Source organism: Streptacidiphilus sp. MAP12-33 (assembly GCF_041261265.1).
In the GTDB taxonomy this organism is placed as follows: domain Bacteria; phylum Actinomycetota; class Actinomycetes; order Streptomycetales; family Streptomycetaceae; genus Streptacidiphilus.
In genome coordinates this window covers 62,040-84,309 of sequence record NZ_JBGCCA010000031.1, presented here as the reverse complement: position 1 = coordinate 84,309, position 22,270 = coordinate 62,040, and the positions used below count along the sequence as shown (strand labels likewise).

At 72.9% G+C, this 22,270-nt stretch carries 26 protein-coding genes; 18 read left to right on the top strand and 8 right to left on the bottom strand.

What is annotated here, in order from left to right:
• Positions 1-15: 15 nt before the first annotated feature.
• A complete protein-coding gene (locus ABH931_RS27700; protein ID WP_370118805.1) occupies positions 16-756 on the bottom strand; it encodes a response regulator transcription factor in 741 nt (246 codons plus the stop codon).
• Positions 757-950: 194 nt separating this feature from the next.
• On the opposite strand from ABH931_RS27700, the gene ABH931_RS27695 reads away from it, so the two are divergent.
• The 11 genes from ABH931_RS27695 to ABH931_RS27645 all read left to right on the top strand — a co-directional run bounded on the left by ABH931_RS27695 (position 951) and on the right by ABH931_RS27645 (position 9,572).
• Positions 951-1,754: an alpha/beta hydrolase gene (locus ABH931_RS27695; protein ID WP_370118802.1), complete on the top strand. Its 804-nt coding sequence runs from the start codon at positions 951-953 to the stop codon at positions 1,752-1,754.
• 32 nt (positions 1,755-1,786) lie between these two features.
• On the top strand, positions 1,787-2,068 hold the full coding sequence (locus ABH931_RS27690) for a MoaD/ThiS family protein (protein WP_370118800.1): 282 nt from the start codon (positions 1,787-1,789) through the stop codon (positions 2,066-2,068).
• 8 nt (positions 2,069-2,076) lie between these two features.
• Positions 2,077-4,464 carry a hypothetical protein gene (locus ABH931_RS27685; protein WP_370118797.1) on the top strand — a complete coding sequence of 796 codons (2,388 nt, stop codon included), beginning with the start codon at positions 2,077-2,079 and terminating at the stop codon, positions 4,462-4,464.
• Positions 4,465-4,567: 103 nt separating this feature from the next.
• Positions 4,568-5,233: a DUF2993 domain-containing protein gene (locus ABH931_RS27680; protein ID WP_370118792.1), complete on the top strand. Its 666-nt coding sequence runs from the start codon at positions 4,568-4,570 to the stop codon at positions 5,231-5,233.
• 185 nt (positions 5,234-5,418) lie between these two features.
• On the top strand, positions 5,419-5,499 hold the full coding sequence (locus tag ABH931_RS27675; RefSeq protein WP_370118893.1) for an Ms5788A family Cys-rich leader peptide: 81 nt from the start codon (positions 5,419-5,421) through the stop codon (positions 5,497-5,499).
• Positions 5,500-5,684: 185 nt separating this feature from the next.
• On the top strand, positions 5,685-6,527 hold the full coding sequence (locus tag ABH931_RS27670) for a sulfurtransferase (RefSeq protein ID WP_370118789.1): 843 nt from the start codon (positions 5,685-5,687) through the stop codon (positions 6,525-6,527).
• Between the two features lie 36 nt (positions 6,528-6,563).
• Complete coding sequence (locus ABH931_RS27665) at positions 6,564-6,854, top strand: DUF1416 domain-containing protein (RefSeq protein WP_042457762.1); 291 nt, start codon at positions 6,564-6,566, stop codon at positions 6,852-6,854.
• Positions 6,855-6,957: 103 nt separating this feature from the next.
• Entirely contained in the window at positions 6,958-7,227 is a 270-nt protein-coding gene (locus ABH931_RS27660) for a DUF3099 domain-containing protein (protein ID WP_370118786.1), read from the top strand.
• A gap of 200 nt (positions 7,228-7,427) precedes the next feature.
• On the top strand, positions 7,428-8,030 hold the full coding sequence (locus ABH931_RS27655; protein WP_370118783.1) for an FABP family protein: 603 nt from the start codon (positions 7,428-7,430) through the stop codon (positions 8,028-8,030).
• Positions 8,031-8,121: 91 nt separating this feature from the next.
• Positions 8,122-8,574, top strand: a complete 453-nt coding sequence (locus ABH931_RS27650) for a Fur family transcriptional regulator (protein ID WP_370118780.1) — start codon at positions 8,122-8,124, stop codon at positions 8,572-8,574.
• Positions 8,571-9,572, top strand: coding sequence for a folate-binding protein YgfZ (locus ABH931_RS27645; RefSeq protein ID WP_370118778.1), 1,002 nt, complete (start codon positions 8,571-8,573; stop codon positions 9,570-9,572). Before ABH931_RS27650 ends, ABH931_RS27645 begins: the two co-directional genes overlap by 4 nt.
• A gap of 143 nt (positions 9,573-9,715) precedes the next feature.
• On the opposite strand, the gene dtd is transcribed toward ABH931_RS27645, so the two are convergent.
• Complete coding sequence (dtd, locus tag ABH931_RS27640; protein ID WP_370118775.1) at positions 9,716-10,141, bottom strand: D-aminoacyl-tRNA deacylase; 426 nt, start codon at positions 10,139-10,141, stop codon at positions 9,716-9,718.
• 216 nt (positions 10,142-10,357) lie between these two features.
• Here dtd and ABH931_RS27635 point away from each other — a divergent pair, with 216 nt between their 5' ends.
• Both ABH931_RS27635 and ABH931_RS27630 read left to right on the top strand, forming a co-directional pair.
• Positions 10,358-10,900: a hypothetical protein gene (locus ABH931_RS27635; RefSeq protein ID WP_370118772.1), complete on the top strand. Its 543-nt coding sequence runs from the start codon at positions 10,358-10,360 to the stop codon at positions 10,898-10,900.
• 47 nt (positions 10,901-10,947) lie between these two features.
• The gene (locus ABH931_RS27630) at positions 10,948-11,922 is read left to right on the top strand and encodes an asparaginase (protein WP_370118770.1); all 975 of its coding nucleotides are present in this window, start codon (positions 10,948-10,950) and stop codon (positions 11,920-11,922) included.
• 192 nt (positions 11,923-12,114) lie between these two features.
• On the opposite strand, the gene ABH931_RS27625 is transcribed toward ABH931_RS27630, so the two are convergent.
• Together ABH931_RS27625 and ABH931_RS27620 are read right to left on the bottom strand one after the other, a co-directional pair.
• The gene (locus tag ABH931_RS27625) at positions 12,115-12,627 is read right to left on the bottom strand and encodes a YbjN domain-containing protein (RefSeq protein ID WP_370118767.1); all 513 of its coding nucleotides are present in this window, start codon (positions 12,625-12,627) and stop codon (positions 12,115-12,117) included.
• A gap of 10 nt (positions 12,628-12,637) precedes the next feature.
• Positions 12,638-14,068 carry a glycosyltransferase gene (locus ABH931_RS27620; RefSeq protein ID WP_370118764.1) on the bottom strand — a complete coding sequence of 477 codons (1,431 nt, stop codon included), beginning with the start codon at positions 14,066-14,068 and terminating at the stop codon, positions 12,638-12,640.
• A gap of 105 nt (positions 14,069-14,173) precedes the next feature.
• Here ABH931_RS27620 and ABH931_RS27615 point away from each other — a divergent pair, with 105 nt between their 5' ends.
• On the top strand, positions 14,174-14,998 hold the full coding sequence (locus tag ABH931_RS27615; RefSeq protein WP_370118762.1) for a class I SAM-dependent methyltransferase: 825 nt from the start codon (positions 14,174-14,176) through the stop codon (positions 14,996-14,998).
• 317 nt (positions 14,999-15,315) lie between these two features.
• The gene (locus ABH931_RS27610; protein WP_370118760.1) at positions 15,316-16,371 is read left to right on the top strand and encodes a C40 family peptidase; all 1,056 of its coding nucleotides are present in this window, start codon (positions 15,316-15,318) and stop codon (positions 16,369-16,371) included.
• A 65-nt stretch (positions 16,372-16,436) separates the two neighbouring features.
• On the opposite strand, the gene ABH931_RS27605 is transcribed toward ABH931_RS27610, so the two are convergent.
• On the bottom strand, positions 16,437-17,009 hold the full coding sequence (locus ABH931_RS27605) for an O-acetyl-ADP-ribose deacetylase (RefSeq protein WP_370118757.1): 573 nt from the start codon (positions 17,007-17,009) through the stop codon (positions 16,437-16,439).
• Between the two features lie 249 nt (positions 17,010-17,258).
• On the opposite strand from ABH931_RS27605, the gene ABH931_RS27600 reads away from it, so the two are divergent.
• Complete coding sequence (locus tag ABH931_RS27600) at positions 17,259-18,584, top strand: PP2C family protein-serine/threonine phosphatase (RefSeq protein ID WP_370118754.1); 1,326 nt, start codon at positions 17,259-17,261, stop codon at positions 18,582-18,584.
• 13 nt (positions 18,585-18,597) lie between these two features.
• On the opposite strand, the gene ABH931_RS27595 is transcribed toward ABH931_RS27600, so the two are convergent.
• The 3 genes from ABH931_RS27595 to ABH931_RS27585 all read right to left on the bottom strand — a co-directional run bounded on the left by ABH931_RS27595 (position 18,598) and on the right by ABH931_RS27585 (position 20,060).
• The gene (locus ABH931_RS27595) at positions 18,598-18,957 is read right to left on the bottom strand and encodes a DUF2516 family protein (RefSeq protein ID WP_370118752.1); all 360 of its coding nucleotides are present in this window, start codon (positions 18,955-18,957) and stop codon (positions 18,598-18,600) included.
• A 124-nt stretch (positions 18,958-19,081) separates the two neighbouring features.
• On the bottom strand, positions 19,082-19,651 hold the full coding sequence (locus ABH931_RS27590) for a hypothetical protein (protein ID WP_370118750.1): 570 nt from the start codon (positions 19,649-19,651) through the stop codon (positions 19,082-19,084).
• Positions 19,638-20,060 (bottom strand): helix-turn-helix domain-containing protein, encoded by a 423-nt coding sequence (locus ABH931_RS27585; RefSeq protein WP_370118747.1) that lies wholly within the window; start codon positions 20,058-20,060, stop codon positions 19,638-19,640. Before ABH931_RS27585 ends, ABH931_RS27590 begins: the two co-directional genes overlap by 14 nt.
• A gap of 218 nt (positions 20,061-20,278) precedes the next feature.
• On the opposite strand from ABH931_RS27585, the gene ABH931_RS27580 reads away from it, so the two are divergent.
• Both ABH931_RS27580 and ABH931_RS27575 read left to right on the top strand, forming a co-directional pair.
• On the top strand, positions 20,279-21,070 hold the full coding sequence (locus ABH931_RS27580) for a GNAT family N-acetyltransferase (RefSeq protein ID WP_370118744.1): 792 nt from the start codon (positions 20,279-20,281) through the stop codon (positions 21,068-21,070).
• Between the two features lie 176 nt (positions 21,071-21,246).
• The gene (locus ABH931_RS27575) at positions 21,247-22,263 is read left to right on the top strand and encodes a rhomboid family intramembrane serine protease (protein WP_370118741.1); all 1,017 of its coding nucleotides are present in this window, start codon (positions 21,247-21,249) and stop codon (positions 22,261-22,263) included.
• The last annotated feature ends 7 nt before the right edge of the window (positions 22,264-22,270 follow it).

The following is a 22,270-nucleotide window of genomic DNA, read 5'->3' as shown; positions in this document are numbered from 1 at the left end:
ATTCCTCAGGATCCCTCAGACCTCGACGTCAACGTCGAGCTCGGCGTCCACGTCCCGGGGCGCGCGGGCCCCGGACTTGTCGGACTTGTCCGGGACGACGAAGCGGTAGCCGACGTTGCGCACAGTGCCGATCAGCTGCTCGTGCTCGGGCCCGAGCTTGGCGCGCAGACGCCGCACGTGCACGTCCACCGTTCGGGTGCCGCCGAAGTAGTCGTAGCCCCAGACCTCCTGCAGCAACTGGGCGCGCGTGAAGACGCGGCCGGGGTGCTGCGCGAGGTACTTGATGAGCTCGAACTCCTTGAAGGTCAGGTCGAGGACCCGGCCCTTGAGCTTGGCGCTGTAGGTCGCCTCGTCGACGGAGAGGTCGCCGTTGCGGATCTCCATCGGGCTCTCGTCGGTGACGACCGACTGGCGGCCGATGGCGAGACGCAGCCGCGCCTCCACCTCCGCCGGGCCGGCCGTGTCGAGCAGCACGTCGTCGACACCCCAGTCCGCGGTAACGGCGGCCAGGCCGCCCTCGGTGACCACGAGCAGCACGGGCGCGCCGGGTCCGGTCGAGCGCAGCAGCTGGCACAGCCCACGGATGTGGGGCAGATCACGGCGGCCGTCGACCAGGATCACGTCGGAGCTGGGGGTGTCGACGAGGGCGGAGCCCTCGGCGGGGGCGACACGGACGTTGTGCAGGAGGAGTCCGAGGGCGGGCAGCACCTCCGCGGACGGCTGCAGGGCGTTGGTCAGCAGCAGGAGAGAACTCATACCCGGGTAGTCCCCTTTCCGGGTGGGCCGGTGACACTTCGGCGTGGCACATCAGGGGCCCGAGGGCGCACGTCTTCGGGCGCTCCCGGTAACGTCCGGCTCTCGCACGAACGTCCGTATCTCGCGTTCACAAAGCACAAAAGGACCCGGGGGCGACACTGCCCGGATCCCTCTCGACTAGGAGAATAGCCCACATGGACGCCCCAGCGAAGAGTGAAGTCCGCCTCTCGGACACCTCGCGTTCCTGGCGCTCCCCGGCCGAGGCCCGGCTGACCACGGCGGACGGCGTCGCCATCCACGCCGAGTACCTCCCGCCGGGCGACGCGTCCCACGATCTGGCCGTCGTCGTGGCGCACGGATTCAGTGGCGCGGTCGAGCGACCGGCCGTGCGCCGGGCGGCCGCGGTCTTCGCCCGGTACGGGGGCGTCGTCACGTTCTCCTTCCGCGGGCACGGGCGCTCCGGTGGCCGGTCGACGGTGGGGGACCGGGAGGTGCTCGACCTGGACGCGGCCGTCGCCTGGGCCCGCTCGCTCGGGTTCGCGCGCGTCGTCACGGTGGGCTTCTCGATGGGCGGCGCGGTGGTCGTCCGGCACGCGGCGCTGCGCGGCGGCGTCGCCGCGGTGGCGGCGGTGAGCGCGCCGGCCCGCTGGTACTACCAGGGGACGGTGCCGATGCGCCGCCTGCACTGGGTGGTGATGCGGCCGCTCGGACGGGTGGTCGGCCGGATCGGGCTGAAGACGCGCATCGACCCGAACGAGTGGACCGAGATCCCGCTGCCGCCGGTCGAGGCGGCCGCGCGGGTCGGCGTCCCGCTGCTGGTCGTCCACGGGGACGCCGACCCGTACTTCCCACTGGACCACCCGCGCTCGCTGGCGGAGGCGGCAGCGGCGTCACCGGGGTCGGAGCTGTGGATCGAACCGGGCTTCGGCCACGCGGAGAATGCCGCGACGGACGCGCTGCTGGAGCGCGTCGCGCGGTGGCTGACCTGCCGCGCGTGACGGTTGCCCGTGTGATTGGCGATGATGGCCCGATGCAAGGTGCGACGGAGACAGTCAAGAACGGCGTGATCCGCTACTGGGCGGCCGCCAAGGCCGAGGCGGGCACGGCCGAGGAGCCGTACGCGGCGGTGACGCTCGCCGAGGCGCTGGACGCCGCGCGTGCCCGTCACGCCGGGCAGCCGCGCTTCGCGCAGGTGCTGGCGCACTGCTCGTTCCTCGTCGACGGCGCGCAGGTCGGCTCCCGCGACCACGCGGTCGTGGCGCTCACCGAGGGCGGCACGGTCGAGGTCCTCCCGCCGTTCGCGGGCGGGTGACCGGTCCGATGAGCGAGTACCCGCAGTCGCATCCGCAGTCGCCTCACCCGCAGAACTATTCGGGCTATCCGATCGACCCGGCCCAGCCGGACCCGTACGCGGGGGACGCGGCGGCCACGGCCTACCTGCCGCCGGTTCCGCCGGTCCCGACGTCGGCGGACGCCGCGGCAACCGCGTACCTGCCGCCGGTCCCCTCCGGTGAGGCGTACCCGCCGGCCCACGGCTATCCGGCGCCGCCGCCGGTACCGGACATCCAGCCGTACCCCCCGCACCCCCCGCACGCCGCGGCTGACCAGACGGCCCTGCTGCCGCCGTTCCCGGCCCAGCCGGGGACCGACTCCTCGTCCTCGTCGACGACCGGCCAGTCGCGCTTCGACCACATCCAGGCGAAGTACGGCACCACGGAATTCGCCGTGACCCCGGACCCCGGCCTTGCCCAGCACCCCGCGCAGCCTCTGGCCCAGCCCGCGGCCGAGCCGTCCGGCCCGTCCTGGCACCCTGCGCAGCCTCTGGCCCAGCCCGCGGCCGAGCCGTCCGGCCCGTCCTGGCCGGCCGGCTGGGACCGCCCTTCGGCACCCCCGCCCACCTGGTCTCCGGCGCCCCAGCCCCACCTCGCCCCGACCGACCCTTACCCGCCCGCCCCGCAGAGCGGCTACCGGGGCCAGGAGCCTTTCGCCCCGGCCCACCCCACGGGCCCGGCCGCCCCGCAGGCCGGCTTCGCCGCGCCCGCTACGGCCCAGTTCGGTGCCCCGCCTGCCCAGCAGCACGGCTTCGCGCCCTCCTCGCCGCCCACGGGCCCGGCTGCCCCGCACGGCGGCTTCGCCGCGCCCGCGCAGGCGGGGGCTCCGTTCGGCGACCCTGCCGCCCCGCAGGGCGGCTTCGCCGCGCCCGCTACGGCCCAGTTCGGTACCCCGCCCGCCCCGCAGCACGGCTTCGCGCCCCCCTCGCCGCCCCCCGGCCCCGCCGCCCCGCACAGCGGCCTTGCCGCGCCTGGGCAGCCGGGGGCTCCGTTCGGCGAGCCTGGCACCCCGCAGGGCGGCTTCGCCGCGCCCGGGCTTCTGGAGACCCCGCTCGGTCGCCCCGCCGCCCAACAGGGCGGCTTTGTCGGCTCGGTCGCAGAGACCCAGGGCGGCTTCGCGGCTCCTGCACAGTTGGGGACCCAGCCTCCGGTGGAGGGCTTCGCCTCGTCCGGGCAACCGGGGACCCAGCCCGGCGGCCCCACCGCCCCGCTGGACGGCTTCGCCGTGCCTGGGCAGCCGGGTAACCCGCCCGGCAGCCCCGCGGCCCCGCAGGGCGGCTTCCCGCCCGCTTCGACCACCGCGGCCCCGCAGGGTGGCTTCGCCGGGGCCGTCGCGGAGGCTCCGGGCGGCTTCGCCGCGCCCGGGCAGCCCGGGGCGCCGTTCGGTGGGCCCGGCGGCCCGCAGGGTGGCGGCCCGCAGGGCGTTGGGCAGGTGGGTGTCGGGGGTTCGCTGCGGGAGCAGTTCGCCGCAGCGCAGCCGACCGGGCCCTCGGCGGCCGTGCCGCAGCCGCTCGGCGGGCCCGCAGGGGGCTCGCTGCGCGAGCAGTTCGCCGCAGCGCAGCCGACCGGGCCCGCAGCCGACCGGGCGGCCGCGGCGGCCGCGGAGGCTGCCCCCGCGCCCGCGGCTGTGCCTTCGCCCCCGCGACGGACCGGGTCGCCGATCATCGACCCGGGTGTGCAGCCCGGGGCGATCACGCTCGCGCTCGGTGCACTGATCGGCGTCGCCGCCCTCGCGGGCAAGTTCGGGCTCGTGGTGCCGGTGGCACTGCTGCAGGCCGTGACCGCGGCCGGCTGGTTCCGCCTGAACGGCATGTGGCCCGCCCGGCAGGGCATCGCCCTGGCCGCGCTCGGCGGGTTCGTCGCGGATGCCGCGATCCTCGCCGCGTCCGCGCAGTCCAGCGTCCCGGCGATCCTCGCCGGGACGCTGGGCGCGTTCTTCCTGCTGGTGCTGATCCTGCAGATCTTCCGGCCGAGCAACCCGGACGAGCGCTTCTACGCGCTGACCGTCTGCGCGTCCGCGACCGTGGTCACCGTCCTCGCGGGCGGGTACCTCGCCGTGGGCTCGGGCAAGGCCGTCCTCGCGGGTGCGGTCGCGGCGGGTGTGGCCGCGGCGGTCTCCGCCGCGCTGCGCAGGCCCGCCGTGGCCGGGTTCGCGGCCGGGGGCTTCCTCGCGCTGCTGGCGGGCGGCGGCCTGGCCGCCGCGACGGGTCTGGGGCTGACGAAGGGCCTGCCGGTGGGCCTGGGCGCGGGCGTGTGCGCGCTCATCGGGCGCCGCGTCGCGGCGTACGACTTCCCCTCGCGCTTCGTGCACATGACCGCGGGCATCGCGCTGCCGCTGGCTCTCGCCGCGCCGGTGGTCTACCTCATCGCCCGCTGAGCCGACCGAGGCGTTCGCGGGGCCGGGCAACCGCAGGGCCCGGCCCCGCGTCCATTCAGGGAAGATCAAGCCGCTCAGGGCAACCGAAGGGATCCGACTCACGATGCGCAATCTGCGTCGCCTGCTCATCATCCTGGTGCTGCTCTTCGGTGTGTTCGTGACGGTCGACCGCCTCGCGGTCCGCTTCGCGGAAGGCCAGGCCGCCACGAAGATCCAGAGCTCGCGCGGTCTGGCGACCAAGCCGGCCGTGACGATCGAGGGCTTCCCGTTCCTGACCCAGCTGATCGGCTCCAAGCTGGACGAGATCAAGGTCCACGCCGACGACGTGAAGGTCCCGCAGAGCAAGGTGCAGCTGGCCACGCTGGATGCGGACCTCACCGGCGTCAAGGTCTCCAGCGACTACTCCAGCGCGGTCGCGGACCACGCCACCGGTCGCGTCATGATCACGTACGAGTCGCTCACCGCCGCCCTGCCGAACGGCACGACCGTGGCCTACGGCGGCACCCCGGGCAAGGTCAAGGTCAGCACGAACCTGGCCGGTCACACGCTCTCCGGCACCGCGGACATCTCCGTCGTCGGCGGCGACAGCATCCGCCTGGACCACCTCTCCGGCACCGGTGACCCGCTGCTGGACTTCGCCGCGAGTCAGTTCGCCCCGTCCGTGCCGGTGGCCGGCCTGCCCAGCGGCCTCCAGCTGAGCTCGATCGAGGTCGACGACCGCGGCATCTTCGTCGACGCCTCCGGTGACAACGTCAGCCTCAACGGCTGAATGTCCATCATGTGATACCGGGTGTCCACACCTGTGGCCCGGAGCGCGCGGAGCGCCTGTCGCCGACGTCCCGCTCCGGCTCTGCGACGCCTGCAAAGGCTCTGGCGTATCGAATCACGGACGTTTTTGTCTCACCATTCAATACTTTGGTGACAGCGCTCCGCTGGTTCCCTAGCATCGTTCCCATGAAGCGACAGGCGGAACTCACGAAGCGGCGGGCAGTAGACCTGTGCCGCGTCGCTGCCTGCCTCTGTCGAATGCGCTGATCGGGCCCGCTTTCACACGAGAGCAGCCTGCCCATCCCTTGCGCACATCCCCCGGCGCGTCTCCGCACCGCCGAGCCGCGCCTCTGCAACACTCCTGCCGCACGTCCACGATCCGGACTTCCCTCCGGACGTTCCACCACGCGCGGCGACCAACCTTCCGCAACTGCCCCGGAGGAGTTTTTCCCATGAGCCGTAGTGACGTCCTGGTCAGCGCCGACTGGGTTCAGGACCACCTGGACGACCCGAAGGTCGTCGTGGTCGAGGTCGACGAGGACACCGCCGCCTACGACAAGAACCACATCCGCAACGCCGTTCGGATCGACTGGAAGAAGGACCTCCAGGACCCGGTCCGCCGCGACTTCGTGGACCAGGCCGGCTTCGAGGCCCTCCTGTCGGCCAAGGGCATCGCCAACGACGACACCGTCGTCCTGTATGGCGGCAACAACAACTGGTTCGCCTCCTACGCGTTCTGGTACTTCAAGCTCTACGGCCACGGCGACGTCAAGCTCCTGGACGGCGGCCGCAAGAAGTGGGAGCTCGACTCCCGCGAGCTGGTCGACGGCGCCAACGTCCCCGACCGTGCCGCCACCCAGTACCAGGCGCAGGCCCAGGACACCTCGATCCGTGCCTTCCGTGACGACGTCGTCGCCGCGATCGGCAGCAAGAACCTCGTCGACGTCCGTTCGCCCGACGAGTTCTCCGGCCGCCTGCTCGCCCCCGCGCACCTGCCGCAGGAGCAGTCGCAGCGTCCGGGCCACGTCCCGACCGCGCGCAACATCCCGTGGTCCAAGAACGCCAACGACGACGGCACCTTCAAGTCGGACGACGAGCTGCGCGACCTCTACCAGGCCGAGAACGTCGACCTGTCCAAGGACACCATCGCCTACTGCCGCATCGGCGAGCGCTCCGCGCTCACCTGGTTCGTGCTGCACCAGCTGCTCGGCCAGACCAACGTCAAGAACTACGACGGCTCGTGGACCGAGTACGGCAGCCTCGTCGGCGTGCCGATCGAGCTCGGCTCCAACTGAGCAGGCCGCGCCAAGCGAAGCAAGGAGAGCAAGGACATGTGTGGAGCCAAGGCCGGTGGGCCCGAGCTGGCAGGAGTTGACGTGGCCAACGAGACGATCATCCAGGGTTCGGTGACCCGCGACGGTGAGCCGGTCAACGGCTACGTCCGGCTGCTGGACGCGAGCGGCGAGTTCACCGCGGAGGTCCCGACCTCGGCGACGGGCCAGTTCCGTTTCTTCGCCGCCCCGGGCAGCTGGACGCTGCGCGCGCTCGTCCCGGGCGCCACGGTCGACCGTTCGGTCGTGGCCCAGCAGGGCCAGTTCACCGAGGTCGCCATCACCGTCTGATCGGCGGTCGATCGAGGTGACGTCGAGGTGACGAGCCCCCTTCCGGCCCAGCCGGGAGGGGGCTCGCGCGTTCCGGGGCCGCTCCTGCGGGAACACTGGAGGTATGCAGTCGCGACGCCGGCACGTCTACTACGCCCTGATGGGGAGCTGTCTGCTCCTGATCGTGCTGGCGTGGAACGTGGTGCGCCTGTGGTCCGTCCCGGCGGCCGTCGTGATGAGCCTGGTGGCCATGGTCATCCCGCCCGTCGCCGCGATCGTCGCGAACCGGCGCGGCCCGGACGACCCGTGGTGGGACGACCCGTCGGTGAGCCGGCGGGTCCCGGGCCCGCGCACCCCCGGTCCGAGGCGGCCCCGGCAGCCCCGGTCTCGGTGATCGAACCGCCGCCTCTCGTATGGCGGGCCTCACCGTGAGCGGGGCAGGGGCGCCGACTAGACTCGGGCCAGGACTGTTCCCCACCGATGAGGACATGCAATGACCACGTTCTTCGAGATCCTGCTGGGCGTCATGGCGGTCGCCATCGTGTGGTTCGCGTACTACTCCGTCACCAAGCTCTACCAGGGTCAGCGCTGAACATGATCGAGATCCCCTCCGGCCTGCACAAGGACGTCGTCTCGCTGGCCTTCCTCCTCGGCACCTGGGAGGGTGCGGGAGTCTTCGAGCCGCTTCCTGGCCAGACGAGCCCGGGCGAGGAGAAGTGCAACTTCGGCCAGGAGATCGTCTTCCGGCACGACGGCCGCCCGTTCCTGGAGTTCCGCTCCCGCACCTGGGTGCTGGACGAGCAGGGCGAGAAGGTCCGGCCGCTGGAGAGCGAGCACGGCTTCTGGCGCGTGACCAGCAACCAGCACGGCACCTCGGGTGTGCGTGAGATCGAGTTCTCCTCGGTCCGCGACGACGGCACCGTCGAGATCTGGTACGGCGAGCTGGCCGACGGCAAGCCGCAGATCGACATCGCCACCGACGCCGTCGCCCGCATCGAGGGCGCGCCCGCCTACACCGGCGGCAAGCGGCTGTACGGGTACGTCAACGAGGACCTGATGTGGGTCGGCGAGAAGGCCGCCCCCGAGGTGCCCCTGCGGCCCTACATGTCCGCGCAGCTGAAGAAGGTGCTCAGCCCCGCCAAGCTGATCCAGGACATCGCGGACCTCCCGGACGACGGCATCGCCTTCTTCCGCTGAGTCACCGCTCAGGACGCTCCTGTCCCGTACCCCCCTAGACTCGGGGGTACGGGACTTTTGCGTGCGCGGACCAGACAGGGGCTTTTTCCTCGTGAGCAGTGGCATCGACTGGCAGACGGACCTGCGCCAACGTGGCTACCGGCTCACCCCGCAGCGGCAGCTGGTGCTCCAGGCCGTCGACGAGCTGGAGCACGCCACGCCGGACGAGGTGCTCACGGCGGTCCGGCGCACCGCGGCGGGCGTCAACATCTCCACCGTCTACCGCACCCTGGACCTGCTGGAGGAGCTGGGCCTGGTCACCCACGCCCACCTCGGCCACGGCGCCCCCACCTACCACCTGGCCAGCCGCGACCAGCACATGCACCTGGTCTGCCGCGACTGCGACGAGGTGACCGAGACCGACGTGTCACTCGCCGAGCCGTTGGTGGAATCCCTGCGCCGCACGCACGGTTTCGAGACTGACATGAAGCACTTCGCCATCTTCGGCCGCTGCGCCTCCTGTGCGGCGAAGGCGAAGAACGAGGCTGAGGAGAACCACGCGTGACCACCCAGACCAGTTCGGCCACCGAGTCCGGCTACCGCAGTCCGTTGCTGGACCGCCTGCCCGGCGCGGTCGCGGCCGACGGCGTGGACGCGGGCGTCGCCGCGCACTACGGGGACCTGTTCCGCGAGCAGCGCGCGCTGGCCTCCGGTCAGGGCTTCGTCGACCTGTCCCACCGCGGCGTCGTCACCGTCTCCGGCCCGGAGCGCCTCAGCTGGCTGCACCTGCTGCTGACGCAGCACGTCAGCGAGCTCCCGCCGGGGCGCGCCACCGAGGCGCTGATCCTCTCCCCGAACGGGCACATCGAGCACGCCCTCTACCTGGTCGACGACGGTGCGACGGTGTGGATGCACGTCGAGCCCGGCACGACCGGGGAGCTGGTGGCCTACCTGCAGAAGATGAAGTTCTTCGCCCAGGTCGAGATCGCCGACGCGACGGCCGAGTACGCCGTCGTCTTCGCGGCGTCCGACGCGCCCGTCCCGGACGGGGTCGCGGCGGTGCGCGAACTCGGCCACGGCCGCGACCTGTTCCTCCCGCGCCCGGCGCTCGCCGACGCGGTCACCGGGCTCGGCCCGGCGGCCGGCCTGTGGGCGTACGAGGCGCTGCGCGTCGAGGCACACCGCCCCCGGCTGGGCTTCGAGACCGACCACCGCACCATCCCGCACGAGCTGGGCTGGCTGGAGACGGCGGTCCACCTACAGAAGGGCTGCTACCGCGGCCAGGAGACGGTCGCCCGCGTCCACAACCTCGGCCGCCCGCCGCGCCGCCTGGTCTTCCTCCACCTCGACGGCAGCGAGGAGTCCCTCCCCGCCCACGGCGCCCCGATCCGCCTCGCCTCCGACGGCCCGGAGGGCCGCCCGCTGGGCTTCGTCACCACGGCGGTCCGGCACCACGAGCTGGGGCCGATCGCGCTGGGCCTGGTCAAGCGCAACACGGCGCCGGACGCGCCCCTGCTGGCGGGCACGGTGGCGGCGGCACAGGAGCTGATCGTCGAGGCCTGAGTTGCACCACCTCAGGCGGCGAAGCCGCCAGGGGCGCGGGGAACTGCGCGACAGGCCACTGATGAGCAGATGGTCCCCAACGCGCAGGGCCATCTGCTTTGGGTGGTTGCTCGCGCAGTTCCTCGCGCCCCTGGGGGTTGCAACTAGAAGTCGAGTACCAGGGTGAACGGGCCGTCGTTGGTCAACGACACCTTCATGTCCGCGCCGAAGCGGCCCGTCGCGACGGTCGCGCCGAGGGCGCGGAGCTGGGCGACGACCTCGTCGACGAGGGGTTCGGCCACCGGGCCGGGCGCGGCCGCGTTCCAGGTGGGGCGGCGGCCCTTGCGGGCGTCGCCGTAGAGGGTGAACTGGCTGATCACCAGCAGCGGTGCGTTCAGGTCCGAGCAGGACTTCTCGCCCTCGAGGATCCGCACCGACCACAGCTTCCGCGCCATGAGCGCGGCCTGCTCGGCGGTGTCCTCGTGGGTCACCCCGACCAGGACGCACAGGCCCGGTCCCAGGATGGACCCGACGACCTCGCCGTCGACGGTCACGCTTGCCTCGGTCACCCGCTGAGCCACTGCACGCATGCCCCCATTCTCCGGTACGCCCCGGACGCGCCGGTCGCCGGCCCGACAGGGCCGTTCGTGGGGGCGTGCGGGAGATGTCCGCACGCCCCCACCTGGTCCGGGCAGGGGCCGTGCGCTGGGGATATGCGGCGGTCGTATTTATCACCGTGATTCGCCACGGGCCCGATCGGGTGCAGGCGTCGACGAACCTTCGACCGACGGTGGCACGATGCACCCGTGGGACACCAAGACGACCTCGCCGCGCCCCCTGTGCCCGCGCCCCTCGGGGCCGGCCTCGCCGCGCTGGGCATGGACGAACTGCGCACCCTGCGACGGGAGGCCCAGCAGGAGGAGGCCGACCTGTCCTACCTGCGGCGGCTGCTGCAGGGCAAGGTCGACATCCTGCGGGCCGAGCTGGACCGCCGCAGCCCGCTGGCCGAGGAGCCCGCCGACACCCTTCTGGAGCATCTGCCGGAGATCCTCGCGGACATCCCCTCCCAGGTGCGGCACTCCGCCCGGCACCTGACCGTCTCCACGCCGAGCAGCCGCCAGTACCGCGCCCTCGCGGACGAACTCATGGCCGACGCCCGGTTGGCGGATCTGACCGGTCAGAGTGACGAGCACCTGCTCGCGGCCTGTCGCCGCCTCTCCGCGCACGAGCGCGGCATCTCCCGGCGACGTCACCGGCTGCAGCGGACGGTGGACGAGTGCAGCGCGGAGATCGCACGCAGGTACCGTGAAGGGGAAGCACGCGTCGACGACCTGCTCTCCGGCGGGTGATCCCCGGTTGAGGGCGGTCCCCCTGGAAGGTTCCAAGGCACACCCTCATGTCTGCACCCTCTGCACCCTCCGCTGTTGACCTGCCGGTTCTGGCCGAGGTGGTCCGTTCCGGTTTCGTCGAGGGCCACCACCGCGGTTCGCTGGTGATCCTCGACGCCGACGGTGGCGTCGACTTCGCGCTCGGTGCTCCCGAGCTGCCCGTCTTCCCGCGCTCCAGCAACAAGCCGATGCAGGCCACGGCGGTGCTGCGGACCGGCCTGGAGCTGGAGGGCGAGTTCCTCGCCCTGGCGGCGGCCAGCCACTCCGCGGAAACGTTTCACCTGGAGGCGGTCCGCAAGATCCTCGCCTCCGCGGGCCTGGACGAGTCCGCGCTGCAGACCCCGCCCTCCCTCTCCCTCGACGAGGACGAGGCCGAGGCCTGGATACGCGCCGGCGGTCAGCCCGAGCGCATCCTGATGGACTGCTCCGGCAAGCACGCGGCGATGCTCGCGGCCTGCGTCCGCAACGGCTGGGACACCGCGACCTACCTCGACGAGAACCACCCCGTCCAGGCCGAGGCCCGCGCGGTCCTGGAGGAGCTGAGCGGCGAGCCGGTCGCCGCCGTCGGCACGGACGGCTGCGGCGCGCCCTTGATGGCCGTCAGCCTCGTCGCGCTCGCGCGCGCCTTCCGCGCCCACGTGCTGGCCGACCCCGGCACCCCCCAGCGCCGCGTCGCCGACGCGATGCGGGCCCACCCCGAGTACGTCGCCGGCACCCGCCGCATCGACACCTGGCTGATGCGCGCGGTCCCCGGCGCGATGGCCAAGATGGGCGCGGAGTCCGTTCAGGCCGTCGCCCTCGCGGACGGCCGCGCGCTCGCCTTCAAGATCGACGACGGAGCGAAGCGGGCCCTCGGCCCGGTCCTCGCCGCCGCCCTGCGCCGCATGGGGGTCTCCACCCCGGACGACACCCTCGACCGCATCGCGGCTGCGCCGCTCCTCGGGGGCGGAGCCCCCGTCGGCGCGGTCCGCGCGGCGTTCTAGGCGGTACTTCTCGGGGCGCAGGGACGTTGCACCGCCCAGGCGGCGCAGCCGCCTTCAGGGGCGCGAGGAACTGCGCGAGCAACCACCCTGTGCGGATGGCCCTGCGCGTTGAGGACCATCCGCTCATCAGTGGCTTGTCGCGCAGTTCCTCGCGCCCCTGAGGTGAGTGCAGCTACCTGAGGGAGCGAAGAGCTATCCCTCGGAGCCGGTGATGCGGCCGAAGGCCTCGAGGTTGCGGGTGGACTCGCCGCGCTTGACGCGCCACTCCCATTCGCGGCGGATCGCCGTCGCGAAGCCGAGCTCGAGCAGGTGGTTGAACGGCTCGTCCGCGTTCTCCAGCACGGTGCCCAGCAGTCGGTCGATCTCCTCCGCCGTCACGGCGGTCAGCGGCAGGCGGCCGGCCAGGTAGACGTCCCCGAGCCGGTCCAGGGCGTACGCGAGACCGTAGATCCGGGTGTTGCGCTCCAGCAGCCAGCGGTAGAACTCCTCGAAGTTCTCGTCCGGCCGTCGCACCACGAACGCGTTCAGCGACAGCGTCTGCTCGCCCACGCGCAGCGAGCACGTCGTGGAGAGCTTGCGGGTGCCCGGGAGCTGGGCCACGAACGTCCACGGGTCGCCGGACGGCTGCTCCCAGCCGACGCCGGACTCCTCCAGCGCGGTGCGCAGCACCTCGGCGACCCGGTCTCGTGTGCTCTGTTCACCCATGCTCGGCACGTTACCGTGCCGTAGCGGCGGCCATCCCACGGGACTGCGCGGCGCGCGTGCGGGCGATCGAGTCGGCGTACAGCTCGGCGGTCGTCCGGGCGGCCGCGTCCCAGCCGAAGGCGCGCGCGTGGCGGGCCGCCGCCGCGCCCATACGGGCGCCCAGCTCGGGGTGGTCGACGAAGCGGCGCAGGATCCGCGCCCAGGCGCGGGGGTCGTGGCCGTGGACCAGGAATCCCGTCTCGCCGTCGCGGACGGCGACGGGAAGGCCGCCGACGGCGGCGGCGACCACGGGGGTGCCGCAGGCCTGCGCCTCCAGGGCGACCAGGCCGAAGGACTCGCTGTGGGAGGGCATCACCAGCGCGGTCGCGGCCCGGTACCAGTCCGCGAGCTCCGCGTGCGAGACGGGCGGCTGGAAGCGGACGACGTCGCAGACGCCCAGCCTCGCGGCGAGCTTCTGCAGGGCCTCGGGCTTGGCCAGGCCGCTGCCGCTGGGACCGCCCACGATGGGGACGACGATGCGTTCGCGCAGTTCGGGCGACTCGTCCAGCAACTGCGCGACGGCGCGGACGAGCACGTCGGGGGCCTTGAGGGGCTGTATTCGCCCGGCGAACAGCAGCACCACCGCGTCCGGCGGCAGTCCCAGCCGGGACCGGATGGCCCGCACCCGCTGCGCCTCGGCGGCGGGATCGAAGGTGGCCTCGAACGACCCGGCGGCAGGCTTGCCGAGGGCGTCCCCGACGGGGCCGGTGGGCGTCGCCGTCGCGGGCCGGAACACCTCCAGGTTCACTCCGGGGTGGACGACGGACAGCTGCCCGGGATGCGCGCCGTAGTGGTGCGCGAGCTGCTGCGCCTCCTCGTCGGTGTTGGCGATCAGCCGGTCCGCCGCCGCCACGACCTGGGACTCGCCGATGACCCGGGCTGCGGGCTCGGGGGTGTCACCCGCGGCGAGAGAGGCGTTCTTGACCTTGGCCATGGTGTGCATGGTGTGCACCAGCGGCACGCCCCAGCGGTCGGCGGCCAGCCAGCCGACCTGGCCGGAGAGCCAGTAGTGCGAGTGCACGACGTCGTAGTGGCCGGGCCGATGCCCGGCCTCGGTGCGCAGCACGCCGTGCGTGAAGGCGCACAGCTGCGCCGGGAGGTCCTCCTTGAGCAGCCCCTCGTACGGCCCTGCCGTGACATGCCGCACCAGTACCCCAGGAGCCAGCTCGACCAGCGGCGGGAGCTCGGAGGCCGTGGCCCGGGTGAAGATCTCCACCTCGGTCCCGAGCTCCGCGAGGCGCTTGGAGAGCTCCACGACGTAGACGTTCATGCCCCCAGCGTCGCCGGTTCCCGGCTGGTGCAGGGGGGAGGTGTGCACGCTCAGCATGGCGACTCGGGCGGGCTGATGGGTCACCGCTCGTCCTCTTTCCGGTCCTGGGCCGTCTGCCTCGTCCTTCGACACTGGTGCAACCGGCTTGTCGGCCCAGCGATTCCCGCCCGGACTCCACGGTACCTGGGCGCTCACCCGAGGTGCTGGCCGGGCGGTCGCCCGGATACGCTGCGTGACATGAGTGCGGTGGTGCAGGGCAGGGGAGCGGGACGGCCGGGAAAGCCGGTCGGCGCGGTCACCCGGGGCACCACCAACCCGAACCGGCTGCGGCGCCAGGACCGCTGGATCGCCCACATCCTTGCCCCGGCACTGCGGCGCGCGCCGCTCGCGCCGGTCGCCGTGGACCTCGGCTACGGCGCCGCCCCGTGGACGGCGGTCGAGCTGTTCGACCGGCTGCGGACGGTACGGGCGGACGTGCGGACGGTCGGCATCGAGATCGAGCCGGAGCGCGTCGCGGCCGCGCAGCGGGTGGCACGGCCGCCGGCGCTCACGTTCCGCCGGGGCGGCTTCGAGGTTCCGCTGGACGGCGGCGAGCGCCCGCTGCTGATCCGCGCGGCGAACGTCCTGCGCCAGTACGAGGAGGCCGAGGTCGAGGCGGTGTGGGCGCGGCTGTGCGCGCGGCTGGCGCCCGACGGGCTGCTCGTCGAGGGCACGTGCGACGAGATCGGCCGCAAGCAGGTCTGGGTCGCGCTCGGCCCCGAGGGCCCGCGGACGCTGACGCTCTCCACGCATCTCGCGTCGCTGGACCGGCCCTCGGACCTGGCGGAGCGGCTGCCGAAGGCGCTGATCCACCGCAACGTTCCGGGCGAGCCGGTCCACGCCTTCCTCCGTGACCTCGACCGCGCGTGGGCGGCGGCCGCGCCCTACGCGGACTTCGGCGTGCGCCAGCGCTGGCTGGCCACGACCCGCACGGTCGCGGAGCTCTGGCCCCTCACCGACACGCCCGCCCGCCGCCGCCTGGGCGAACTCACCCTCCCGTGGTCCGCGGTGGCGCCGACCTGAGGTTGCACCCACCTCAGGCGGCGCAGCCGCCAGAGGCGCGGAGCTCTGCTGATCAGCGGCTCCTCCCCCAGCCTTCGGCCGGGAGGTGCCCCTGAGGTGCCCCCTGCGGCGCGCGAGCAACCCACCCGAGGCGGATGCCCTGCCCGTTCGGTGCGCCACGTGGGTGGGTGGCTTGTCGCGCACGCAGTTGACCGAGCAGAGCCGCGCGTCCCTGGACAGTGCGGCGTCCCTTCTCTGGTCGTTCACAGTCATCCATGGCAACATCCCAGCAACCTATCTGACGCATCGTCAGAACTGCGCGGGCTCTGGAGGCTGTCGTGTCACGCTCTCGCCGCTGGGACTGCGTCATCCTCGCCGTCACCGCGCTCGCGCTCGTGCCGACGGCCGCCGTGCCCGCCCGGGCTGCCGCGCCCGCCACCGTTCCGGAGTCGCGCTCCGCGCGTCTGGCCGCGCTGCAGGCGGAGATCGCGTCCCTGTACCAGCAGGCCGAGGCCGCCACCGCCGCCTACGACGCCGCGACGCAGGCCGTCACCCAGCAGCAGGCCCAGATCCTCGCGCTCGCGCGCGAGATCGTCGCCCAGCAGGCGCAGGTGGACCAACTCACCTCGCTCGTCGGGCAGATCGCCGCCGCGCAGTACGACGGCACCGCCCTCGCCGGCAGCCAGACGCTACAGCTCCTGCTCGCGCAGGACCCGAGTGCCTACCTCGCCCAACTCCCGCTCGTCTCCCAGGCCACCACCTCCGTCGCCGGAACCCTGAGCCGGCTCCAGCAGGCCAAGGCCGCCCTCGCCGCCTACGGGGAGCAGGCCACCGCGGACTGGGAGGCGCTCGCCAAGGACCAGGCCGCCGCCGCGACCGCCGTCGCGGACATCAAGGGGAGGCTCGGGCACGCCCAGGCGCTCCTCGCCTCCCTCTCCGGCCCCGACCTGGCTGCTCTCCAGCAGCTTCAGGCCGCCTCCGCCTATGCCGCGCAGATGGCCTGGCGCGGCTCGCTCACACCCGCCGAGCTGGCACGGCAGGCGTCGGGCGCGGCGCGGGCGGTCATCGCCTACGCCGTGGCGCAGATCGGCAAGCCGTACCTGTGGGGCGGTGTGGGCCCGGCCAGTTTCGACTGCTCGGGGCTGGTGATGCGGGCGTGGCAGGCCGCCGGCGTCGACATTCCCCGGACCTCGCAGGAGCAGTGGGCGGGGCTGCGGCATGTGTCCGTCTCCGACCTGCGGCCCGGCGATCTCATCGTCTACTTCCGTGACGCGACGCACGTCGCGCTCTATGTCGGCGACGGGGCGATCATCCAGGCCCCCCACCCCGGCGGGGTGGTGGAGCTGGCCGCCGCCGGCTCGATGCCCATTCTGGGCGTGGTCCGGCCCGGCTGACGAGATCGCAAAGGCCGATTTCACTCGAACGAGCTATCGAATCCTTATGGTGGATTGACGGCCCATCAGTCCACCATGGGTCCGTGCGACAACTCCTGCAACACCTGCTCGAAGATGCCGTAGGCGTCCGAGCCGAACAGCACGAACCGCGCCTCGTCCAGCAGCCCGCCGAGGTCACCGCTCCGCCCCAGCTCCAGGACCGCGCCGAGCGCGATCCGCGCCGCGCTCTCCACCGGCCAGCCGTAGACGCCGGTCGAGACCGCCGGCAGCGCCACGCTGCGCGCGCCCAACTCCGCCGCCACCCGCAGCGACTCGCGATAGCACGAGGCGAGCAGCTCCGTCCGCCGCGCCAGCTCCGCGGCTCCCTCGTCCGGACCCGGATGGACCGGTCCGACGGTGTGGATCACCCAGCGGGCCGGCAGCCGGCCCGCCGTCGTGGCCACCGCCTGCCCGGCGGGCAGGCCCTTGCCGTAGTGCCCGGCGCGCAGCTCGCGGCAGGCGGCCAGGATCTCCGGTCCGCCCGCGCGGTGGATCGCCCCGTCCACCCCGCCGCCGCCCAGCAACGAGGAGTTCGCCGCGTTGACGATCGCGTCCACCTGCTGCCGGGTGATGTCACCCTGGGTCAGCGTGATCTCCATCACGGGCTCCCTTCGGTCGTTCGCACCGTATCCGGGGCGGGCGGGGCGCCGCATCCGCAATACCGCCCATGCGGCGCACGGAAACTGGCCCGTGCGGGAGAGCGCCGGTGGTGCCCCGGCGCCCGAAGCGGATGGGGAGGCTCCGTGGAGCCTTCGTACCGGCCGCGAGGAGGCCGCCAGATCATGGTGTTGGGTGGGCACTGCGCACGCCGCCCAGCCGTTACCGACTCGGAGAGAGGGAGGTAGCCGATGTCCGCCCACGCCGGAGCTGCTTCCAGCGCAGCCGATCAGCAACGTCCCGCAGGCGCGCCGATACCGCGTCCGCGTCTCTCGAGCACCGATGCGGCCCGGGTCGGTGCCGCGTCCGCGCACCCCGCCAACCTCACCGGCATGCCACGTCCCGGCGGCCCGGTCCCGCCGCTTTCGGTGCTGCTGATCGAGGACGACGACGCCGGAGCGGAGTCCGTGCGCAACCTGCTCGCCGAGCTCGGCTCCGAGGTGGCCTTCCGCTGGGCGCGGAGCCTCGCCGAGGCGCTGCCGCTGCTCGGCCACGACACCGCCTGCGTCCTGCTCGACCTCGAACTGCCCGACTCCAGCGGCCTGGAGGACATCCGCACACTGCTGCGCCGCGCTCCGCACACGGCCGTACTCGCCGTCACCGGCACGGTCGACGTCCACCTCGGCGCGGCGGCCGTCGCCGCCGGCGCGCAGGACTTCCTGGTCAAGCAGGAGATGGACGGCCGGCTGCTGACCCGCGCCGTGCGCTACGCCGTGGAGCGCAAGCGGGCCGACGAGTCCCAGCGCCGCCTGGTCGAGGCGGAGCTGCGCGGCCAGGAGAACGCGCGCCTGCAGCGCCACCTGCTGCCCACCCCGCTGCTCGACGGCGCGGGGCTGAGCTTCCACGCCCGCTACCGGCCCGGCCGCCGCCGGGCGCTGCTCGGCGGGGATTTCTACGACGCCGTCCGCACCGCCGACGGCACGGTCCACGTCGTCATCGGCGACGTCTGCGGCCACGGCCCCGACGAGGCCGCCCTCGGCGTCGCGCTGCGGATCGCCTGGCGCACCCTGGTCTTCGCCGGACTCACCGGCGAGGCGCTGCTCGGCACGCTCCAGCGGGTGCTGGAGCACGAGCGCCGCAGCGAGGAGATCTTCGCGACGCTGTGCATGCTCGCCATCCGGCCCGACGAGGACGTGGCCGAGCTGCACCTGGCCGGGCATCCAGCCCCGCTGCTGCTGCGCGAACAGGGCCCGCCCGAGCTGCTGCCCTACGACGACGCCGGTCCCGCGCTGGGCCTGCTCGCCGACGGTCAGGGCCACTGGCCTCCGGCCAAGGTCGAGCTGGCCGAGGGCTGGGCGCTGATGCTCTACACCGACGGCCTGATCGAGGGCCGGATAGGCGCCGGCACCCGCCGCCTGGGTCAGGAGGGGCTGATCGACATGATCGGCGACCACCACCAGCAGGGCGGCCTGCGCGACGCGCTGCTGATCGACACGGCGATGTCCGAGGTCGAGGACCTCAACGGCGGCGCGCTGGCCGACGACGTGGCGGTGCTGCTGCTCACCAGGTCGGCCTGACCGGGTCAGCCGCTCACCAGGGTCCGTACGGCCCCATGTGATCGTGCTTCTTCTGGCCGTTCTTGCCACCGCGTGAGGGCGACACCCGCTTGACCGCAGGCCGCACGTCGACCATGTAGACGATCGAGGCCACCAGGCCGATCAGCCCGAGAAAGAGACCCATCCCCGGGACGAAGCTGACGGCAGCACCGACGGCCAGGATGATCAGCCAGAACGGCTTGGTCTGCTTGTCCGCGGCACGGAACGCGTCCTCGCGGCGGAAGGCCGCGTCGATCAGGGTGAACACCTTGAACGCCACGAGCGCCAGCGACACCCAGCCCAGGAACGTGCCGAACGCGTCCGTGAGGATCCCGGAGGCGGATAGCTGGTTCATCGCCACTCCTTGTTGCGGTCGCGCGGGCAGCCCGGTGACACGTTCATCGTGTCATGACAACGGCCGGGGCACACGAGACGTGCCCCGGCCGTCGGCGTGGATCCCGGTGGATCCGGTGGTGCGGTCAGCCGTTCGCGCGGGGCTTGCGCGCGGTGGTCTTCCGCGCCGGCTTCGGCGCGGGGGCCTCGGCCACGGGGGCCTCCGCCGCCGGCGTGTCCTCGGTCTGCGTGTCCTCGGTTCGGGCCGCGAACACGTCCGCCTTGGCGACCGGCGCCGCCGGAGCCTCGATGGCCGGCTCGCCGTCCGCCTCGGCTCCGTTGAACTGGCGGTCGACGACGGCCTTGCCGCGCGCGGCCAGGTCGTCGTAGGCCTCGCGCGCCTTCACGGCGAACTCGGCCGCCCGGCCGACGCTCTGCAGGGCCAGGCCCTGGGCCTTCTCCTGCAGCGACTTCAGGTCCGTCGGCAGCGTCTGCACGGCCTCGGAGACCTTGACCTGCGCCTCGTTCAGCCGGGTCTGCGCCTCGCCGAGCTTGGCGGTGGCCTTCTCCTGCGCGGCCTTGCGGTCCGAGGCGAGCGCCGCGGCCCGCTCCGGCACGGTCTTGAGCTTCTCCACGGCCAGGTCACCGGCACCGGCGAGCGCGTAGAGAGGCGTCGGGTCGGACAGGGTCTTACGGAGGTCCTCAGCGATCGCCATTGGAAATCCTCCCCTTTCGTGCGTTCTCTTCGAGGGTCTGCGGCTCGTCTTGGTCGGCCTGGTGGACGCCGTTCTCCTTGAGGAACGAGTCGTACACGGCGAGCAGTACCTGCTTCTGCCGCTCGTCGATCAGCGGGTCGGCGAGGATCGCCGTCCGCAGCCCGAGCCCGTGCTCCTCGCGCTCCTCGAGAATCCCCGCCTGCACGTAGAGCGTCTCCGCGGAGATCCGCAGGGCCTTGGCGATCTGCTGCAGGATCTCCGCGCTGGGCTTGCGCAGCCCGCGCTCGATCTGACTCAGATACGGATTCGACACCCCTGCGGCGTCCGCGAGTTGCCGCAGCGAGTACTGCGCGTGCCGCCGCTGCTCCCGGATGTACTCGCCGAGCGACCCGACGTTCAGTGAGGCCATGCCGCCATGCTGCCGCACCGTGCTTGCAATTGCAAGCACGGTGCTAACTTTCGTACGCGCGTGTCCCGGGAGGTCTTCGGTGCTGATGCTCCGTCGGACAGGGGCGGCGCTCGTCGCCGCCGTGTCGGCGACGGAGACCACGGTGGGCGATCACGCGCCGGTCACGCGCCGGAACAATACGTTTGCCCAGCTCAGTAGCGCGTGGTGGTGTGTGTCGCATGGATATGGAGACGACACTCGCGCACTTCGACCGACAGATGCGCCGGGAGGCCCGCCCCGATCACGCGCTGGCGCGCGTCGAGCGGGTCGGGGACGTGGTGCGGCAGGTGGGGCCGGGGGAGCTGTGGAACGGGGTGCTCTGGTCGGGGCTGGACGCGGCCGGGGCGGACGAGGCGATCGCGCGGCAGGTGGCCGAGTACGGCGCGCGGCCGGACGTCGAGAGCTTCGAGTGGAAGCTGTACAGCCATGACCAGCCCGCCGACCTCGGGGTGCGGCTGACGGCGGCCGGGTTCGCCGCCGAGGACACGGAGGCGCTGATGGTCGCCGAGGCCGCGGTCGTCGCCCGGATCGCGGCGCCGCTGCCGGACGGCGTCGAACTGGTGACGGTGGCCGACGCCGCCGGCGTGGACCTGGTGGCCGCCGTGCACGACGAGGCCTTCGCCGTCGGCACGGGCCCGCGGATCAAGGCGCGCCTGCTCGCCCAGCTGGAGGTCGCCCCGGAGAGCCTGCAGGTGCTGCTGGCCATGGCCGGGGACCGGCCGGTCTGCGCGGCGCGGATGGACTTCAACGAGGGCACCGACTTCGCCGGTCTGTGGGGCGGCGGCACCGTCGCCGAGTGGCGCGGCCGCGGCATCTACCGGGCGCTGGTGGCCCACCGGGCCCGGGTGGCCGTCGAGCGCGGCTACCGCTACCTCTTCGTCGACGCCTCCGACCAGAGCCGCCCGATCCTGGCCCGGCTCGGCTTCGCGCAGCTCGCCACGACGACGCCCTACGAGTACCGGGTGCGGTAGGGCACCGGCCCGGCCGGTGCCGGAGCCACGGGCGGACGTCGTGCCGGGGCCCGCGCCTTTCGGTGCCGCCGGGGCTTCGCTAGCCTCCACATCGATCGTCCCGAGACCGCCCCGCGATCGGCTGCCGTTCGGCGCGGCCGCCTCGCACTGTCGCACCGAGTGGAGCCGCAGGCCGCATGGAGCACCAGGAGAACGCGCAGCCAACCTCCGCAGGGGCGCCGCACGCGGGTCCGTCCGCGGCGGGGATCCCCTCCCAGGCCGCGCCGGTCGACGCGCCCGTCGACGCGCCGCCCGCGGTGTCGACCTGCTATCGCCACCCGGACCGCGAGTGCTACGTGCGCTGCACCCGGTGCGAGCGCGTCATCTGTCCGGACTGCATGCGGGCCGCCTCCGTCGGCTTCCACTGCCCCGAATGCCTGCGCGAGGGCGTGAAGTCGCAGCGCCGGGCGCGGACGGTCTTCGGCGGGCGGATCGCCGGCGGGCCGCCGATCGCGACGATCACGCTGATCCTGCTCAACCTGCTCGCCTACGTCGGCGAGCTGCGTGACACCACGGTGGTCGACCGCTTCGACCTGCTGGGCCGGGGCTACACCTCTCCCGGGCAGCCGATCTTCATCTGGCCGGGCGTGCTGCCGGACGGGGCGACGGCCGTCGGCGTCGCGCACGGCGAGTACTACCGCCTGCTGACCTCGGCGTTCCTGCACGCGTTGCCGGCGGGCGGCATCGGGATCTTCCACATCCTGTTCAACATGATCTGGCTGTGGCGCCTCGGTCCGGTGATGGAGGCCCAGCTCGGCCGGGCCCGCTACGTGGCGCTCTACCTGGTCGCCGCGCTGGGCGGGTCGACCGCTGTCTACCTGCTGGCGCCGGACACCCCCACGCTCGGTGCCTCCGGTGCGATCTTCGGGCTGGTCGGCGGGTACTGGGTGATGAGCCGCCGGCTGCGCAACGACCCGCTGGGCGGCAACGGCCTGCTGGCCATGTTCGTGCTGTGGATGGTCGTCTCGGCCGGGATCGACTCCTGGCAGGGCCACCTCGGCGGTCTGCTCGCCGGCCTGGCGGTCGGGGCGGGATTCGCCTTCGCGCCGCGCGGCAAGGTGCGGCCGTGGGCGCAGGCCGGTGCGGTGGTGCTGGTGTTCGCGGTGCTGACAGCACTGGTGCTGTGGGAGACGAGCAGGCTCGGGGTGGGCTGAGCCCTCA